General features: G+C 38.0%; 17 protein-coding genes. 11 read left to right on the top strand and 6 right to left on the bottom strand.

All coding sequences use genetic code 11. From position 1 onward, the window contains the following. Positions 1-4: 4 nt before the first annotated feature. The 5 genes from AC1EU2_RS08915 to AC1EU2_RS08895 all read right to left on the bottom strand — a co-directional run bounded on the left by AC1EU2_RS08915 (position 5) and on the right by AC1EU2_RS08895 (position 4,702). The gene (locus AC1EU2_RS08915) at positions 5-880 is read right to left on the bottom strand and encodes a spermine/spermidine synthase domain-containing protein (RefSeq protein ID WP_480297888.1); all 876 of its coding nucleotides are present in this window, start codon (positions 878-880) and stop codon (positions 5-7) included. Next, positions 867-1,280: an adenosylmethionine decarboxylase gene (gene speD, locus AC1EU2_RS08910; protein WP_480297887.1), complete on the bottom strand. Its 414-nt coding sequence runs from the start codon at positions 1,278-1,280 to the stop codon at positions 867-869. Before speD ends, AC1EU2_RS08915 begins: the two co-directional genes overlap by 14 nt. A 32-nt stretch (positions 1,281-1,312) precedes the next feature. Beyond that, the gene (locus AC1EU2_RS08905; protein ID WP_480297886.1) at positions 1,313-2,665 is read right to left on the bottom strand and encodes an MATE family efflux transporter; all 1,353 of its coding nucleotides are present in this window, start codon (positions 2,663-2,665) and stop codon (positions 1,313-1,315) included. A 99-nt stretch (positions 2,666-2,764) separates the two neighbouring features. Further along, positions 2,765-3,460 (bottom strand): tRNA (5-methylaminomethyl-2-thiouridine)(34)-methyltransferase MnmC2, encoded by a 696-nt coding sequence (mnmC2, locus tag AC1EU2_RS08900; RefSeq protein WP_480297885.1) that lies wholly within the window; start codon positions 3,458-3,460, stop codon positions 2,765-2,767. 51 nt (positions 3,461-3,511) lie between these two features. Further along, positions 3,512-4,702 (bottom strand): amino acid aminotransferase, encoded by a 1,191-nt coding sequence (locus AC1EU2_RS08895; RefSeq protein WP_480297883.1) that lies wholly within the window; start codon positions 4,700-4,702, stop codon positions 3,512-3,514. A gap of 216 nt (positions 4,703-4,918) precedes the next feature. Here AC1EU2_RS08895 and aroA point away from each other — a divergent pair, with 216 nt between their 5' ends. From aroA to AC1EU2_RS08840, 11 genes are all read left to right on the top strand, one after another. Continuing rightward, a complete protein-coding gene (gene aroA / locus AC1EU2_RS08890; RefSeq protein ID WP_480297881.1) occupies positions 4,919-6,202 on the top strand; it encodes a 3-phosphoshikimate 1-carboxyvinyltransferase in 1,284 nt (427 codons plus the stop codon). Between the two features lie 78 nt (positions 6,203-6,280). Continuing rightward, positions 6,281-7,168 carry a hypothetical protein gene (locus AC1EU2_RS08885; protein WP_480297879.1) on the top strand — a complete coding sequence of 296 codons (888 nt, stop codon included), beginning with the start codon at positions 6,281-6,283 and terminating at the stop codon, positions 7,166-7,168. Between the two features lie 492 nt (positions 7,169-7,660). Then, complete coding sequence (cmk, locus tag AC1EU2_RS08880) at positions 7,661-8,347, top strand: (d)CMP kinase (RefSeq protein WP_480297877.1); 687 nt, start codon at positions 7,661-7,663, stop codon at positions 8,345-8,347. 108 nt (positions 8,348-8,455) lie between these two features. Then, positions 8,456-10,123 (top strand): 30S ribosomal protein S1, encoded by a 1,668-nt coding sequence (rpsA, locus tag AC1EU2_RS08875; RefSeq protein ID WP_480297876.1) that lies wholly within the window; start codon positions 8,456-8,458, stop codon positions 10,121-10,123. Positions 10,124-10,189: 66 nt separating this feature from the next. Beyond that, entirely contained in the window at positions 10,190-10,477 is a 288-nt protein-coding gene (gene ihfB / locus AC1EU2_RS08870) for an integration host factor subunit beta (protein ID WP_129947599.1), read from the top strand. Between the two features lie 291 nt (positions 10,478-10,768). Continuing rightward, positions 10,769-11,044 carry a LapA family protein gene (locus tag AC1EU2_RS08865; protein ID WP_480297875.1) on the top strand — a complete coding sequence of 92 codons (276 nt, stop codon included), beginning with the start codon at positions 10,769-10,771 and terminating at the stop codon, positions 11,042-11,044. A 1-nt stretch (position 11,045) separates the two neighbouring features. Next, on the top strand, positions 11,046-12,206 hold the full coding sequence (gene lapB / locus AC1EU2_RS08860) for a lipopolysaccharide assembly protein LapB (protein ID WP_480297874.1): 1,161 nt from the start codon (positions 11,046-11,048) through the stop codon (positions 12,204-12,206). Positions 12,207-12,245: 39 nt separating this feature from the next. Continuing rightward, positions 12,246-12,938 (top strand): orotidine-5'-phosphate decarboxylase, encoded by a 693-nt coding sequence (gene pyrF, locus AC1EU2_RS08855; RefSeq protein WP_480297872.1) that lies wholly within the window; start codon positions 12,246-12,248, stop codon positions 12,936-12,938. A 14-nt stretch (positions 12,939-12,952) separates the two neighbouring features. Further along, on the top strand, positions 12,953-13,771 hold the full coding sequence (locus tag AC1EU2_RS08850; RefSeq protein WP_480297871.1) for an SDR family oxidoreductase: 819 nt from the start codon (positions 12,953-12,955) through the stop codon (positions 13,769-13,771). Between the two features lie 27 nt (positions 13,772-13,798). Beyond that, a complete protein-coding gene (locus tag AC1EU2_RS08845) occupies positions 13,799-14,341 on the top strand; it encodes a DUF2058 domain-containing protein (RefSeq protein WP_480297869.1) in 543 nt (180 codons plus the stop codon). A gap of 120 nt (positions 14,342-14,461) precedes the next feature. After that, a complete protein-coding gene (locus AC1EU2_RS08840) occupies positions 14,462-15,034 on the top strand; it encodes a cytochrome P460 family protein (protein ID WP_480297867.1) in 573 nt (190 codons plus the stop codon). A 32-nt stretch (positions 15,035-15,066) separates the two neighbouring features. Here the strand turns inward: AC1EU2_RS08840 and AC1EU2_RS08835 are convergent, their stop codons facing one another. Continuing rightward, entirely contained in the window at positions 15,067-17,697 is a 2,631-nt protein-coding gene (locus AC1EU2_RS08835) for a TonB-dependent receptor (protein ID WP_480297866.1), read from the bottom strand. Positions 17,698-17,821 lie beyond the last annotated feature (124 nt).

Raw genomic sequence — 17,821 nt, 5'->3', positions numbered from 1 at the left:
CGCCTCAACTAAATTTTATTTGATGGTAACTTTCACCAAAAGCTTCTATAACGATTTTGGGATGACTAAAAGAGGAAGTAAATACATCCACATTCAGATATTTATAATCAACATCAAAGCTTTTCAGCGTCTCTTCAACGTAATCTTTACTCAGGCTTCTCGTATAGTTTGATTTATCATTAAACATCAAAGCAAAAAGCATTTCTCCACCGTAGGAAGGAACATATGTTCGATAATAGGTAATGCTATCGTCGAATACCTGTCTAGCTTGTTCAAACCTTTTGGGAACAGAATCATTCAGTTCGCAGGTATTTCCTTGAGCTACAACAATGCCATTAGCTGTCAGTGAAGCTTGTATGTTTTTATAAAAAGCATAATCAAAAAGCGGGGCGCTAAGTTTTGTGAATTGGGTAGAATCAGTAGAGTCGATGATAATTAAATCATATTTTTTTGTCGTATTACTTATAAACGAGGCACCACAACAATTCAACATTTTAACATTCGATAAATTTATATCTTCTATCACGTCAGGCATAAAACGAGTGACGGTTTTATAAACACTAGAATCGATATCGACCAGAGTTATATCTGGTACGTCAAGTTTAGATAACTCAGCGGCAACACCACCATCTCCGCCGCCAATGACTAATACGCTTTTCACATTGCCATGCAGCACATAAGGTACAACAGTGATCATTTCATGGTAAGCAAAGTGATCTTTTTCAGTGAGCTGCACTATGTTATCTAGCATCAAAACTTTACCGAAGTAGGGGTTCTGTAGAACTTTAATCGATTGGAATTGTGAATTTTCAGAATACAGCACTTTTTCATTATCAAAATAGCGACCGTAGCCTTTTACATAATACTCATGCACTCTCATTACGAACCTCCGTTAAAGCTCTTTTTACTGTAACTAATTCAGAGCGACTCGGTTGTAAGTGCTTTAAAATATAGTCTACTGCAAGGTAAGGTGAGCAGTTGCCACACATAAAAATATCAATAGTTGCAAGATCAGCTTTTGGCCATGTATGGATTGAGATATGACTCTCAGCAAGAGTGATAACTCCAGTAACGCCATTGTCAGGAAATGAATGGAAATTATTCCCTAATACGGTCGCATTTGATTCTAATGCGGCTTTTGTGAGAATTGATAAAAGTTGATCATGATTGTCTAGAAACTTAGCACCCCAAACATCTAAAAGAAGATGGTTTCCAGCATAAGTACAAGTTTCACTGGTGATCAAAAAATCTTCGGTCACATGTTCTTTTGCTTTTGCCATAAATACTGACTTTCCCTATCAAATATATGTACTTAAACAGTAGTGCTTTGCATAAATCGATTAAATTGCCAGAATACCCATATAAGGACGAACATACTGCTTGTTCCTAGTACAAACCAAACACCTTGAACACCAAATGACCATGAGAATATCGTCATAAATAAACTCAGAGTAATGAGCTTGTATACGGTGACTAATGTTGATTTTGTTGATTGTCCAATCGCTTGAAAAAAAGCGGTTGCAATAAGTAAGGTAGCCTCTAATGGCAGCGCCCAGAAATAGTAATGTAAGCTGATAACACCAACATTAAGTAAGTCAGTAGCATTACCAGAAAATGCCTGAATGATGGTTTGGGGAAATACATAAATTGGCACCAAAATTATTGCTGCCAAAATGCTGGTCGTAATGACAGATTTATAGAATGTTTCTTTTACACGTTGATATTGTTTGGCTCCAATATTGAAACTTAATATTGGTTGCGTTCCGAGAGCAATACCTGAGAATAGTAAATACGAAAAGTCCTCTATATAGGTAATGATGCTATAAGCCGTGATATGAATCGCAGTTCCCACCCATAAAAGAGCTGCATTATGGATTGCAATAATAAAGGATAAATACAATTCCATTAAAAAACTTGGAATTCCGTTGATGATTATTTGTATCGCTACTTTAAAGTCAAAACCCAACTTAGTTAGAGAAAACTTTAACGGAGAATTAGTTTGAGAAAGAGCGAATATTGCCCAAATTGCGGTAATCAGTTGCGCTAACATAGATGCAAGTGCCGCACCTGTTAATCCTAGTTCAAGTACACCTAAAAATAACCAATCAAAAATAACATTAAGAACACCGCCAGTAACAAGAATTACAGTAACTAACGCTGGCTTATTATCATTTCGTAATAAAGTTGTATAAGTCCAAGAGGCTATTGGACAAAACGCTAAAGCAAAATGCCAATAAATATAAGAATGTGACATTTCAACGGTTTGTTCTGAAACGCCAATGGCGAGTAAGACTTTTTCAGTAAACAGTGTCCCAAAAGTGACATAGAACAGTGAGAAAGCGACAATAAGGATAGAAACAGTCTGTATTATCTTAGCTATGTCAGAATGCTGTTTTTGTCCCATCTTGATTGAGACAAGTGCAGATGAACCCATTCCTAAAAGTATGCCTGTTGCATATAACAAACCGAGCATAGGGAATGATAAAACAGCATCCTCTAAACCCACTTCACCGACATAGTGACCGATGAAAATGCCATCTATGAAGAAATAGGCACCAATGACAAGCATTGATATTGTTGTTGGCAGGCAGTAACGCCACAATAAGCTGTTGATTGGTAAAGTTAGAAGATCACTTTTTTCTGACGGTGAAACGCTTTCATCCATGAAGAACGACTCTTTTATAAATCAATTAATAGGAAAAAATCTAAATGCTAAAATGATTGCCTAAATTCAGATTAGTTGCTTTTAGATTATTTTCTATTCCTAAAGAGGTTTTTGTCTCCATGCTCTCGTCATTTCTTTTCGACCCATTGGGCCCTCAATTTGGTCAAGTTTAAACCCAAGAGATTTGAGGTCTCTCTTAAATTGACCATTGGCACAATAAGTCACAATCAGTCCGTCATCTTTCAACAAGGATCTACATTTGCGTAATACACTGATATGCCATGCATCTGGTTGTTTACTCGGGGCAAAAGCATCATAAAAAATAATATCAAAATGTGAGGCTGTTTCAGGTAAATCTTCTAACTTCGACTCAATTTTATGCAGTCGAAAATTGGATGCGATCTGCTCTTTTTTATTCCATCCAGCTTGATGAATCTTAGTAAAAAATACATTAGATTTATTGTCTAAAATTTTACCGTGGTTCAGTGTGTCAATTATTGACAATGGGAGAGGAAAAGGTTCAGAGGTAACATAATCTATATTAATTTGTGACTTAATGGATTCTATTAGTGTAAGGATTGTATTGAGGCCCGTGCCAAAACCGAACTCTAATATTCTAACTGGGGAATGTGATTGAGTATTCTGAGAGGCTAAAAAATAGCGAAGGCCATTTTCAATATAAACGTATTCTGACTCTGTCAGTGCACCGTTATAAGCATGGTATGATTCATCGAGTTCATGATTATAAACCGTATGTGAACCATCTTTAGTAAGTAGTACTTCAACTTTTGACATGGAAAACTGGATTTAATTTAATTGAGAGGCCGAAGCCCCTCATGAATGGAATTATAAAACTTTTGCTACTGAATCTGCGATGTAACTGACATTATCTTCAGTTATGCCAGCAATACTGATACGACTTGAATCGACCATATAAATACTAAACTCATCCTTTAACTGAGTAACTTGAGCTTGATTTACTCCCAAGAAAGAGAACATACCTTTTTGATTCGCAATAAAGCTAAAATCACGGTCACTTTGCTTAGCATGCAATGCATCAACTAAAATTTTACGATTACCGTTGATTCGATCACGCATAACTTTTAATTCGTCTAACCATTGTTGGTTAAGTTCAGACGAACCAAGAATTGTTTCTACAATAGCCGCTCCGTGCGCAGGTGGCATTGAATATAAGCAACGTACAACATAGAGTAAAACAGAAAACGCAATATCAGCCTGTGCAGTATTTTTACTAATAATAGAACATGAGCCAATACGTTCACGATACAAACCGAAGTTTTTAGAACATGAGCTGCATAAAATCATATTTTCAACAGCAGCAGCCATTTTACGTACACCGTAGGCATCTTCAATTTCATCAATACCGAAGCCTTGGTACGCCATGTCGATAAGCGGTGTAAAGCCAACATCAGTGGTCAGTTCAACAACTTGATCCCATTGTTCTTTAGTAAGATCCATGCCACTTGGATTATGACAACAAGCGTGCAATAGAACAAAATCATCTTTGCTAACTTGCTTTAAACACTCAATCATTTCATCAAATTTAAGTGTCTTATTATCAAAATCATAATATGGGTACACTTTAACGGTTAAACCTGCTGTTTCGAACAAACCGGTGTGGTTTGCCCATGTAGGGTCACTGACCCAAATAACTGCATTTTTTTTACAGCGAGTGATAAAGTCTGCTGCAACTCTTAACGCACCAGTACCGCCAGGTGTAGAGACAGTACGAACTCTATTGGTGCCGATGATTTGATGATCTGCACCAAAGTTCAGCTCAGTAATAAGACGGTTAAAATCTTGAGAGCCAGTGGGGCCGATATAAACTTTGGTATCTTCAGTTTTTAGGCGATGTGCTTCAGCGGTTTTAACACACTCAAGGATGGGGGTATGACCATGTGGATCTTTGTAAACACCAACACCTAAATCGACTTTAGAAGGGTTAGGATCTTGTCGGTATTGATTGAGTAATCCAAGGATGGAATCTGCAGGTAAAGGGCTAAGGTTTTCAAACATCTTTAATGTCACCTATATTTTTATTGTGCATATTTAGCTTAAGACTAACATATACCTTCAACCGCTAATAGAGAGTGGTTTAATGCCTAATCAATAATTATTACAACTGACTGGCTAAAGATTGTGCTTTATTGTTTACAAACCACTTGCACCCGCTTAATACATAGTAGATTCTTAGTTCTTCTTAATTTATAACCCATCAAAACACTATCGAATATGAAACAACTAAAGTTAGATCACATCACCAAAGTAAATGGTGAGATCAACATCCCTGGCTCTAAAAGTATTTCTAACCGTGCGCTTCTTCTGGCCGCTTTAGCTGAAGGCACAACTAAACTTACAAATTTATTAGATTCAGATGATATTCGATATATGCTGCAAGCACTCAAGCAATTGGGTGTGCGTTATCGCTTGAGTAATAACAACACGGTTTGTGAAGTTGAAGGCTTAGGTAATAGTCTCAATGCAACACAATCACAAGAGCTATTCCTAGGAAACGCTGGTACAGCAATGCGACCACTTTGTGCAGCTTTGACGTTGGGTAAAGGCGAATTTGTGTTAACCGGCGAGCCAAGAATGGAAGAGCGTCCAATCAAAGACTTGGTTGATGCTTTGTTGCCACTAGGGGCGCAAGTTGAGTATTTGAAAAATGAGGGCTATCCACCACTAAAAATTAAAGCTGATGGATTAAACGGTGGTGAAGTAAATATTTCTGGCTCTTTATCAAGTCAATTCCTTACGGCTTTGTTGATGGCTGCACCGATGGCTAAATCTGACATTACCATTAATGTGATTGATGAATTAGTTTCTAAACCTTATATCGATATCACCTTAGCGTTAATGGCTCGTTTTGGAATCGAGGTTGAAAACCAAAATTATCAGCGGTTCATTATCAAAGGCGGTCAAACCTATCAATCACCTGGTGAGTTTTTAGTTGAAGGCGATGCGTCCTCAGCGTCTTACTTTCTAGCTGCTGGTGCAATTCAAGGTGGCACGATTAAAGTTACTGGCGTCGGTAAAGACAGCATTCAAGGAGATACTGGATTTGCACACGTACTTGAAGATATGGGCGCAAAGATAGAGTGGGGCAGTGATTACATTAAGGCCTCGAAAGGCAAGCTTAAAGCCGTTGACTTTGATGCTAACCATATCCCTGATGCTGCAATGACAATTGCAACGGCGGCATTATTTGCTGAAGGCACTACAAAAATCCGCAATATCTATAACTGGAGAATCAAAGAGACTGACCGACTAGCAGCAATGGCAACTGAACTTAAAAAAGTTGGGGCTGATGTAGTTGAAGGTCATGACTTTATTGAAGTTACAGCACCTAAAGTAATTAACCATGCTGCGATCGATACTTATAACGATCACCGTATTGCTATGTGTTTCTCCTTAGTGGCATTTGATAAAGCGGGTGTAACCATTAATGACCCAGATTGTACTGCGAAAACATTTCCAACCTATTTTTCTGAATTGAATGCATTAGTAGAAAAGTAATTGTTTTAACTCAGGATAAGCCTATTAAAGAATATATTCTTGCTTATTCCTGAGTCGCTTTGCACATAAGGGAGTTATATGTCGCAATTAGAAAAAGTGCCGTTTCATTTAGAAAGAACAAAAAATCGCATTTGGCTATATAATCAAGAGCTTAAATCAACTCATCAAGATAGCTTTGATCGTTCTTTAAATTTGTTTTATGACAAAAATTTAATATCTTCATCGTACTCTGAGCTGTTTTTAGCTTCTAAAGCATTACATAGCTCCGAAGACTCATTAAGGGCATTAATGCACTTCAATTACTTTAATTACTTCGGAGTACAAGGGTTTAGAAGAGGGTTATTAAAGGAAGGTGAAACTATAGAAGTTAGTCTTTATAAAGACAAACTGACTTTAGAAGCTATTGAAGTATCTGAGCCGAGCGCAGATTGGCATCATTATTTTTGGAACTCAATTCTTTTAGGAACAAAAGAAGATACAGAGTTCTTTGTAGAAACTCTAGATAGTGAACTGTATTACTGGAATGGTGAAGATACCAGAATATATTACGATATCATTTTGGGCTTTTTTAAATATAAAGGTGTGGACGTTTTAAAAACGATTCAGTCATTAGTTGATTTCACAGAGTTGGATAACACGGTAGAAAGTCTCGACTTTTCCACAAACATCATGTTTCCTACCATTGATGTAATGCTTAAAATATTTGGTGGCGCGAGTAAAGAAGAATACCAGCAAACTATTCATCGAGCGGCAATGCGCCATTTTGACTTTTGGAATCTAAAAAGATTACAAGGTATGAGTTATGGCGATATTTCATTACCACTGAGTGCGCTTGCACGTATAGCCTATCGACAATTTGGTTATGAGCTTGGTTTTAAATGTGACTATATTCCTGAATACTTTATTAAAGGCGATATTCCTGAAATCAGCTTTGAGCCTTTCAAGCCACTTCCCGAAAATAAGTAGTCAGCGGCTTTTGTTTTGCTAGTTAAGATTGAATGTATTGACTGCGTAAAACTTAAAAAACCACATAACACGCTGTTTTAATAAAATCTTCGGATTTTCTCTGAATGTTCATGTAAAATACCTGCGCTTAATTTCGTGTAGAAGGGTGTGTTTACCTTTCATGCTTAAATTTTGTGTTTTTGAGTGCTTAGTTTATTGAGCTGTAAGTAATGCTATTAATCTATCAGGATAAGCTGTTTCTGAGCGAATGAACTAATAGCACTCAAAAACATCAGAGACAGCGTAAATTGTTCGTTTCTACTTCGTTAGTACTTGATTCATTTAGTTTACTAAACATCACAAGTACTGCCTTGTATAAACTTCAAATTTACAGCTGCAAAACCAAGCTCGAAAGGTAAACACACCCTCGTTTTTGAACTAAACTAAATTTTCGAAATCTAGTTCTAGGTCAAGAATCTATTATCATGAATGATGTATTCTTTTGGAGGATTTATGTCTGAACGGACTCCTGTAGTTACGATCGACGGGCCAAGTGGGGCAGGTAAAGGTACGATTTGTCATTTATTAGCGAAAAAGCTAGGTTGGCAATTGTTGGATAGTGGTGCCATTTATCGAGTTCTAGCATTGGCGGCGCTTCATCATAACGTAGAGCTAGAAAACGAAGAAGCTATCAGCTTATTAGCTGCTCATCTTGATGTGCAGTTCTTAGCGGGCAATGATGGTGAAGCGATTAAAGTAGTGTTGGAAGGTGAAATTGTTACCAACGACATAAGAACACAAGAATGTTCGAATGCCGCTTCAAAGATTGCGGCATTCCCAAGAGTGCGTGAAGCACTTTTACGAAGACAACGTGCATTTCAAACTGAACCTGGTTTGATTGCAGATGGTCGAGATATGGGTACCGTTGTATTCCCTGAAGCGCCGGTTAAAATTTTCTTAACGGCATCAGCTGAAGAAAGAGCCGAACGCCGCTATAATCAGTTGCGGGACAAAGGCTTCGATGTTAAAATCGACCGTCTTTTGGCTGAGATAAAAGAGCGTGACGATCGAGATATGAATCGTACCGTTGCTCCACTTAAACCAGCTGATGATGCCTTAGTTGTTGATACAACAGGTATTAATATAGATAACGTGCTTGAAATTGTTTCACAGCACATTGAAAAGCATTTATCAAAATAGGTAATTCTGTTTATTTTGGTAAGACTTCATATCAAGGATGATGTGAATGATATTAACTGACTCCATGTTAAGGACTAGCATGGTTTATTACTTAAAAGTAAATTTAAAATGACTGAATCTTTTGCTGATCTGTTTGAACAATCCCTAGAACAACTTGAATTCCGCCCTGGCTCTATCGTACGTGGTACTGTAGTAGCTATCGAAAACGGTATGGTTCTTGTTGACGCAGGTTTGAAATCTGAATCTCCAATCCCAGCTGAACAATTCAAGAACGCTGCAGGCGAACTTGAAATCGCAGTTGGTGATGACGTAGATGTTGCTCTTGACTCTGTTGAAGACGGCTTTGGTGAGACTCAATTGTCTCGTGAAAAAGCTAAGCGTCATGAAGCATGGATTGTTCTTGAAAAAGCATACGAAGACGCTGAAACTGTTATCGGTGTTATCAATGGTAAAGTTAAAGGCGGTTTCACTGTTGAATTAAACGGTATCCGTGCATTCTTACCTGGTTCTCTAGTTGACGTTCGTCCAGTTCGTGACACTGCTCACCTAGAAAACAAAGAACTAGAATTCAAAGTTATCAAGCTAGATCAGAAGCGCAACAACGTTGTTGTTTCTCGTCGTGCTGTTATCGAATCTGAAAGCAGTGCAGAGCGTGATGCTCTTCTTGAGAACCTTCAAGAAGGTCAAGCTGTTAAAGGTATCGTTAAGAACCTTACTGATTACGGTGCATTCGTTGATCTTGGTGGTGTTGATGGTCTATTACACATCACGGACATGGCTTGGAAGCGTGTTAAACATCCATCAGAAATCGTTAATGTTGGTGACGAAATCAACGTTAAAGTTCTTAAGTATGACCGCGAGCGTACTCGTGTATCACTTGGTCTTAAGCAACTTGGCGAAGATCCATGGTTAGAAATCAGCAACCGTTACCCTGAGAATACTCGTTTAACTGGTCGCGTAACTAACCTAACTGACTACGGTTGTTTCGTTGAAATTGAAGAAGGCGTTGAAGGTCTTGTTCACGTTTCTGAAATGGATTGGACTAACAAGAACATTCACCCATCTAAAGTTGTTAACTTGGGTGATGAAGTTGAAGTTCTTGTACTTGACATCGATGAAGAACGTCGTCGTATCTCTCTTGGTCTTAAGCAATGTAAGACTAACCCATGGGATGACTTCGCTTCTAAATACCAAAAAGGTGACAAAGTTAGCGGTAAGATCAAATCTATCACTGACTTCGGTATCTTCATTGGTCTTGACGGTGGCATTGACGGTCTTGTTCACTTATCTGACATTTCTTGGACTGGTACTGGCGAAGAAGCTGTATCTGAATACAAGAAAGGTGACGAAATCAATGCAGTTGTACTTTCAGTTGACCCAGAGCGTGAGCGTATCAGCTTAGGCGTTAAGCAAACTGAAGACGATCCATTCAATGCATACTTGGCTGACAAGAAGAAAGGTACTATTGTTAATGGTACTGTATCTGCAGTTGACGCTAAAGGTGTTACAGTTGAATTGGCTGAGTCTGTTGAAGGCTACATCCGTGTTTCTGACATCTCTCGTGACCGTATTGAAGACGCATCAACTGAATTCTCAGTAGGCGATGCTGTTGAATCTAAGTTCATGGGCGTTGATCGTAAGAACCGCTCTATCAGCCTATCTATCAAAGCGAAAGATGAAGCTGAAGAGAAAGAAGCACTAGCGTCTGTTAACAAGCAAGATGATGCTGTTATCAGTAACGCAATGGCAGAAGCGTTTAAAGCTGCTCGTAAGTAAATTGCTTAAGGGGAGTAGTAATGCTCCCCTTAACGTTGTTTGGCTTGATAAAAGAGGATAGCTAGGATGACAAAATCCGAACTAATCATTAAACTCGCCAGCAGGCAGTCTCTGCTTTCGGCGAAAGAAGTTGAAAATGCCGTCAAAGAAATGTTAGAGCAGATGGCTGATACATTAGAAGGCGGAGATCGTATTGAGATCCGTGGATTTGGCAGTTTTTCACTTCACTTTCGTGCGCCTCGTACTGGTCGTAACCCAAAAACTGGTACTTCAGTTGAACTGGATGGCAAGTATGTGCCACATTTCAAGCCTGGCAAAGAGCTGCGCGAACGTGTTGATGCAGTCAACATATAAAACGTTTTAATTAAAAAGCCTCCAGTTGGAGGTTTTTTTATGTCTAAAAACAGGCTTTTGACTAGCATGATTTTGTATTTTCAAAGATAATCTTATATTAAGGTTGATCACAGTAAATTGCTGTCGATAAGTTTTAATCATTAGGTGTTCCAATATCGAACTATTCAAGGCAAAGCATAAGACGCACAGTCAGAGCTATGTAGTTGAAGATAGGACGAAGTAGAGTAATGAGTATTGACGCCAGAAAGTGAAGTAAACCTAAAGTCAGCTACTTCTAACATGGAGATACAGGTGAAATCATTTTTTATAACAGTTGTTGTTGCATTGAGCTTTATTTTAGCATTGATTTTTGGTGCTCAAAATGAACAAACTGTCACAATCAGTTATTTTATCGCTAAAGGCGAATACAAGTTACCAATGGTACTGGCGATTGTCTTTTTATTAGGTTTCATCATCAGTTGGCTATTTGCTGGATACCAAATTTTAAAACTAAAAGTCACTTTACGCCGTGCTAACAAAAAATTAGCTTCACTCGAAGAAGTATCTTCAATAAAAGACGAAACATAATATGTTAGAAGTTTTGTTCTTGCTGCTGCCCATTGCTGCCAGTTATGGTTGGTATATGGGAAGAAGGAGTATGCGTCATCAGCAGCAAAAAAAACAAAAAACAATAAATAAAGATTACTTTACAGGTTTAAACTTTATTCTCTCTAATGAGTCCGATAAAGCTGTTGATTTATTAGTTAATTCTTTGGATGAAGATAGCAGTAATATTGATACTCATCTTTCACTTGGCGCACTTTTTAGAACCAGAGGTGAAGTTGATCGTGCGATTAAAATTCACCAAGGGCTCATCGAGCGATCAAGCTTAAGTTCCGACTTACTCGAACTTGCGATGCTTGCACTTGCTAAAGATTATCTGGCGGCGGGATTTTATGACCGAGCAGAAGATATTCTTGTGAGTTTAATAGAACAAGCAGAAGATACTGATGAAGCAGAAACTTTACTCACTAGTTTGTATCAGACAACTAAAGAGTGGCGAAAGGCCATCGATGTTATCAAAGGCATGGCCAAGGAGAAAAGGAAAGCTCAACTTTCTGTTTTAGCACATTATTACTGTCAACTCAGCCTTGAATCGAAAGAACCAGCAACTTGCGTAAAATTATTGAAACAAGCTTTAAAGTACGATCATCATTGTGGGCGTGCCGTATTAGAATTAATTAAAATATCTAGCGATAGTGGCGATTACACCAGTTTTAAAAAGTTTTTATATGTTTTATGGGATGCTGATATCGAGCTGGTCGCAGATTCACTCGATGTTGCACTCGAAACATTTAAACAAAATAATGATTTAAAAGCGTATAAGATATTTTTACAAGAAGCGCTCTCTAAAGGTGCTGGTGCCTCTGTAACAATTGCATTGGTAACTTTGCTTCTAGAACAAGAAAAGCTGACTGAAGCTGAGCAGTTATTACTCGACTCCCTTTATACTCACCCAACAATGAAAGGCTTTAAGCAATTAATGCACATTCATGTGCAGCAGGCTGAAGAAGGTAATGCTAAGCAAAGTTTAACTATGTTAGAAAAGCTAGTTGAGCAGCAAATACGTTACCGTCCAAGTTATCGTTGCCAACAATGTGGCTTTCCTTCACATACACTGTATTGGCATTGCCCATCATGTAAGTGTTGGGGGAAAATTAAACGAATCCGTGGATTGGATGGTGAATAAAAAATACACCCCTACAAATAGATTACTAAGAGAATAATAATGATCAACAAAGTTGTAGTTGCCTTAGATTATGATAATAAAGCTGATGCGTTAGCGTTAGTTTGCCAATTAAACCCTGAAATGTGTCGTTTGAAAGTCGGCAAAGAGATGTTTACTCTATTTGGTCCAGATTTAGTAAAAGAAATTCAAGCTCAGGGTTTCGATCTATTTTTAGATTTAAAATTCCATGATATTCCAAATACAGTAGCTAAAGCGGTTCGAGCTGCGGCCGAGTTAGGTGTATGGATGGTCAATGTTCACGCATCTGGTGGTAAAGCTATGATGGAAGCTGCAAAAGCGGCGTTGGCGCCTTATGGTAGTGAAGCTCCTTTACTTATTGCTGTTACGGTACTTACTTCGATGTCTGATGATGAATTGCCTCTAATTGGCGTAAACAAAACAGCGGATGAACAAGTAATTAATTTAGCGAATCTAGCAAAGATAGCAGGGCTAGATGGTGTAGTATGTTCTGCACAAGAAGCTGAAGCGCTAAAAGCTCAATTAGGTAATGATTTTAAATTAGTCACTCCAGGTATTAGACCTGCTGGCACGGATTCTGGTGATCAACACAGAATTATGACTCCACAAAAGGCCATCGCTGCTGGTGCAGATCATTTAGTCATTGGTCGTCCAATAACTAAAGCAGAAAATCCACTTAAAGCACTTGAAGATATTTATCATTCAATTAATTAGTATCAAGATGAATCATGATGGAGGCAACAATGTTCAATTTCGAGAATAAAAATGTTGTAGTAGTTGGCGGTACTTCAGGTATTAATTTAGGTATCGCACAGAGCTTTGCAAAAGCTGGTGCAAATGTTGTTGTCGCAAGTAGAAGTCAAGAAAAAATTGATGCAGCTGTTGCTCAACTTGAAAAAGTGAACTCATCAGGGGCTCACTTTGGAGTGAGTTTTGATGTCAGAGACTTAGCTGCAGTCCAAGCAGGGTTTAGCATCATCTCTGATAAGTTAAAAACAATCGATATACTCGTCAGCGGCGCTGCAGGAAATTTCCCTGCTTTTGCTAAAGATCTCAGTGAGAATGGCTTTAAGTCGGTTATGGATATTGATTTGCTTGGTAGTTTTCATGTGTTGAAGCAAGCTTATCCAATAATGCATCGCGGTCATGGCAGTATTATTCAAATCTCTGCTCCTCAAGCTTATCTTGCAATGCCAATGCAATCACACGTTTGTGCTGCGAAAGCAGGTGTTGATATGTTAACTCGCACATTAGCATTAGAATGGGGTAGAGAAGGTATTCGAATTAACTCAATTGTTCCAGGTCCAATTGAAGGTACTGAAGGTTTTAACCGTTTAGCACCAAGTGAACAAATTCAGAAGCATGTGGCAAAAAGTGTACCTTTAGGTCGGAATGGTCAAAAAGATGATATCGCAAATTGTGCACTCTTTTTAGCCTCTGAATATTCGTCTTATGTTACTGGTACAGTCATCCCTGTCGATGGTGGTTGGTCTCTTGGTGGGGCAAATGTAGCACTAGCAGAATTAAGTAAATTAATGCCAAGTTAGAGCGTTAAAGTTAAAGAGAAAGAAGCAATGGCAAATGCATTACAAGAACAGCTTTTAAAAGCTGGTTTAGCAAGTAAACAGAAAGTTCGCGATGTTAAAACTAAAAAGCGTCGCGAACGTAAACAAAAAGTTGATGACGGCTCAGCAGATTTAAAGCGTGAAATCGAGCAAAAGCGTCTTCAACAGGTCGAGAAAGATAGAGCTCTTAATGAAAAGCGCTTTGCTGAAGCGACAGAGAAAGGTCAAGTTCGCTCACTGATTACGGAGTTTAACAGGCGAGCTCTTTCCGTATCTAATGACGCTGAAATTAAGTTTAACTATACATTAGCGAACAAAGTACATTCTGTTTATATTAACGAAGAACTACAAAAGCAATTGCTTAATGCAAAGCTTGGTATTGTTCGTCACGAAGACAAAACATTTATCGTACCGTTTAAGCTAGCAGAACGAGTCAATTTATTAGTTCCAGAATGGTGTGGGTATTTAGCGACTAAGAATGAAGATGTAGAGATTGCTGAAGAAGATGATTTATATGCAGATTATGTCATTCCTGATGATTTAATGTGGTAATAGTCTACTGAGAGAGCTACATAAGGTAGCTCTTTTTAATCCAAGATTTGTTTTTCATAACTTTACTTTTCGTATTACGATTTTCAAGTGAATACTATTTACTTTCGTTAAGGAAAAGCCATGTTTAAACAGATTGCATTTTCACATCTTCTCGTTAGTTCCGCATTACTACTATTCTCGACGAATCTAGCTGCCAAAGAATTAAGTCCTTATGTGGATGCTCATGGTAATATTTCTAATCCAAGAAATGTTGAAGATACATGGAGTCATCTTGGTGCCTACTTTGTCCAAGATGCGAAAGACCATCAAGCTTTCGATACACACCAAGTCTACATCCAAAAACAATTTCTTGATTTCTTCCGTAAGACTGGGAAGTTTAAAGACGGAACAGTTTTAGTCAAAAGAGTTTTTGGTACGACAAGTAAATCATTTACCACGGGCAAAGGGTATTTCGCAACTAATCCTAAAGTAACTTTTGTTATGGTTAAAGATTCTAAAAATACCTTTAAAAATAATAAAGCTTGGGGAGAAGGCTGGGGGTGGGCATTATTTACAAATGAAAGCCCAAAGAAATCAACGACAATAAATTGGAAAGGAAGCGGTTTTAATAATTGCTACGGATGTCATTTGCCAGTTAAAGATAATGATTGGGTATATACGCAAGGTGATCAACAAGCAAACTTAGGTAAATAAAAAAAGGGTGCTTTACGCACCCTTAAACAAAATTAAAAGTTCACAGAGAATGTAACCTTATAGCTTCGTCCGAACTCAACATTACGTTGTATAGCTTCAGAGAAACTGTTGTATTGCTTTTGACGAGTATCAAGTAAGTTGATGGCTTCAAAATTCATGCTCATATTGTCAGAGATCTTCCAGTTAGCTGTAGCAGCCAAATCTGAATAACCTTTGAAATAAACACCAGAGTTTTGGTCAGCTAAACCAGCAAGGTATTCATCACGCCAGTTATAAGCTAAGCGCATACCGAAATCATCAATTTCATAGTAATAAACTAAGTTAATATTATTTTCAGACAGTCCAGGGATTGGTAAACCGTTACCATTGTTATCTTCAAATGGCGTCGTACTATCAATATATGAATAGGTCGCCATAATACCCGTATCTTCTAGGAAGCTAGGTAAGAACGTAAATGGTTGTTGGTATAAAAGTTCGACACCTTTTATTTTACCACCATCGCCATTAATCTTTTGAGCTAAGCTGTAAGATTCACCACCAATATCAACGGGTTTATTTGTATCAACGATAAATGATTCAACGTCTTTATAGAAAAGACCTGCTGATAGAATTGATGATTCATCAAAGTACCATTCAGCTGAGAAATCGATTTGATTAATTAAAAATGGATTTAGCTTAGCGTTACCACCAGTTGCAGTATTGTTATTACGCAATAATATACCGTTTGATAAGTCACCAGTATTCGGGAAACTCAACACTCGAGCATAACCGAAACGATAAACTAGTTCGTCATTCCATTCTAGTTTAGCCACAGCAGAAGGTAAAACTTCTGAGTTAGAATCTTTCGTAGTAATTGGTGTCAGCGCATTTGTTGCTTCGTTGAAGATAAAGCCATCTGATTGGATATCACGTTTCACATAACGGAGACCAAAATTACCAGAGAGATATTTCTCACCGATTTCTGTTTCATAATCTGCTTGAACATATAATGCAGTTATATCTTCCTGAATATAAGAAGAACGACTAGGGTCGAAGCCTTGCATACATTCTGCTTTTTGGTCTTCATTGTAAACAGACATTAAAGTCTCACAACCCGTCCAAATAGATTTGTCAGCTACGAGGTATTGATTATTAAAGCTTGGGCCGTCACCTGAGAAGAAGCTGCCATTGCTGTAAGTTGAGCTAATGGCCGGAAGTGAGTTTAGAGCAAAACCTGGACGAATATCACGGTTAATTGAGCGATTTTCTGTTTCAGTTGAATTTGCTCTTGCACCAAATTCAACAGCCCTTAGGAAGTCACCATCCAATTTACGACGAACATCAAATCTGAACGCAGAATCCGTGGTATCTTTTTCTACCGTATTATCAAATAATATTGCTAAGTTTAGCTCGTCAATATTATTTAAATTTGCAGTACCGAAGTCTAAGTAAGGAACGTCATTACCTGCGGTTAAATCATAAGTAACGTTAACTTTTTCAGCAGTTTGAAAGCGAATAAAGTCTTGAATCGAACGGGAGTCTGATGACGTAGTCGAAAACTCAGCGGAGACAGTCCAATCATCAAGATACCACTTACCACCAATTGCTGTGCTTAAAAATTCAGAATAGGCATCAGCAAATTCAGTATTCGTTTGTACAGGCCGATTAACAGTGGCTTTTGTAAGTACACCGTTTGGAGAGATTGTTGCGTTCTCATATCCACAACAGTTCCAAAAACCTGTCCAATAACGTTCACGATCTGAATCTACTTTTGAATAAAACGAATCAACATAAAATTCAGTGTCTTCATTTGGTGCCCATTGAAGCATGGCGTTTAAGCCAACCTTTTTACGGTCGTCATTAATTTGCCAAAAACGCATGTCACGGTTAACTAACGTTTCTTTGTCATCACTGGTTGTGTCGACATTATCAAATTGATAGCCAGAAAATGTATTTAAACCATCTTCTTGGAATTCACGGCTTGAGGTTGATGCGGCAACTTGGAAACCTAATGTATCATCAGCAAAGGTATTAGAGTAATAACCAGACCACTCATAACCTGTATCACCAGATAATTCACCATGAGCACCAGTAATACTGCTGATGAACTTTTGACCGGAGTTATCAAGAGGCTTACGAGTTTTAATATTTACTACACCACCAAGAGCACCTTCAATTTCACTTGCGCTTGAGAGTTTAGATACTTCAAGGCTAGAAACCAAACTTGATGGAATTAATGATAGAAGACTGTAGCTTGAAGATTCTAGAGTATCAGGGCCCTTATCACCTCGTCCTCCAGCGGTAACCACTTGTCTGCCATTAATTAAAATAACATTTTGAGTTAAACCACGGATAGAGATCGTGCTGCCTTCACCGATACCACGTTCTAGCTGAACGCCTGAAACACGTTGAAGTGATTCTGCAACGTTTGCATCAGGTAGTTTACCTAATTCATCAGCAGAAATGGCATCAACGAATTGATTGCTTTCTTTTTTAGTTGCAACAGCTTTTGTGAGCTGTGAACGAATACCAGTTACCTGGATAGATTCGACACTCTCTTCTTTTTTATTGTCTTCAGCTGCAATAGCTGGAGCAAGTGTTGTTACTGATACAACAGAAACAAGACCTAATTTAAGAAGGGTGCGAGTAAGTTTATTTATTTTTGGAAGATGTCCGTTTGCCATATTATTCTCCTGCATTCCTTTCGGTCTGCATGCAAATTTCCTTTTGTAGGGTTAATTATTATTACTGCCAAACAAATCTAAGTTATATCTAATATAGATATTAGTCAACGGGTAATTTACTTAT

The sequence above is a fragment of the Parashewanella sp. 2304DJ23-3 genome, from assembly GCF_056591695.1.
The sequence above is the reverse complement of the archived record's forward strand: the minus strand, read 5'-3'. Positions and strand labels throughout refer to the sequence as shown.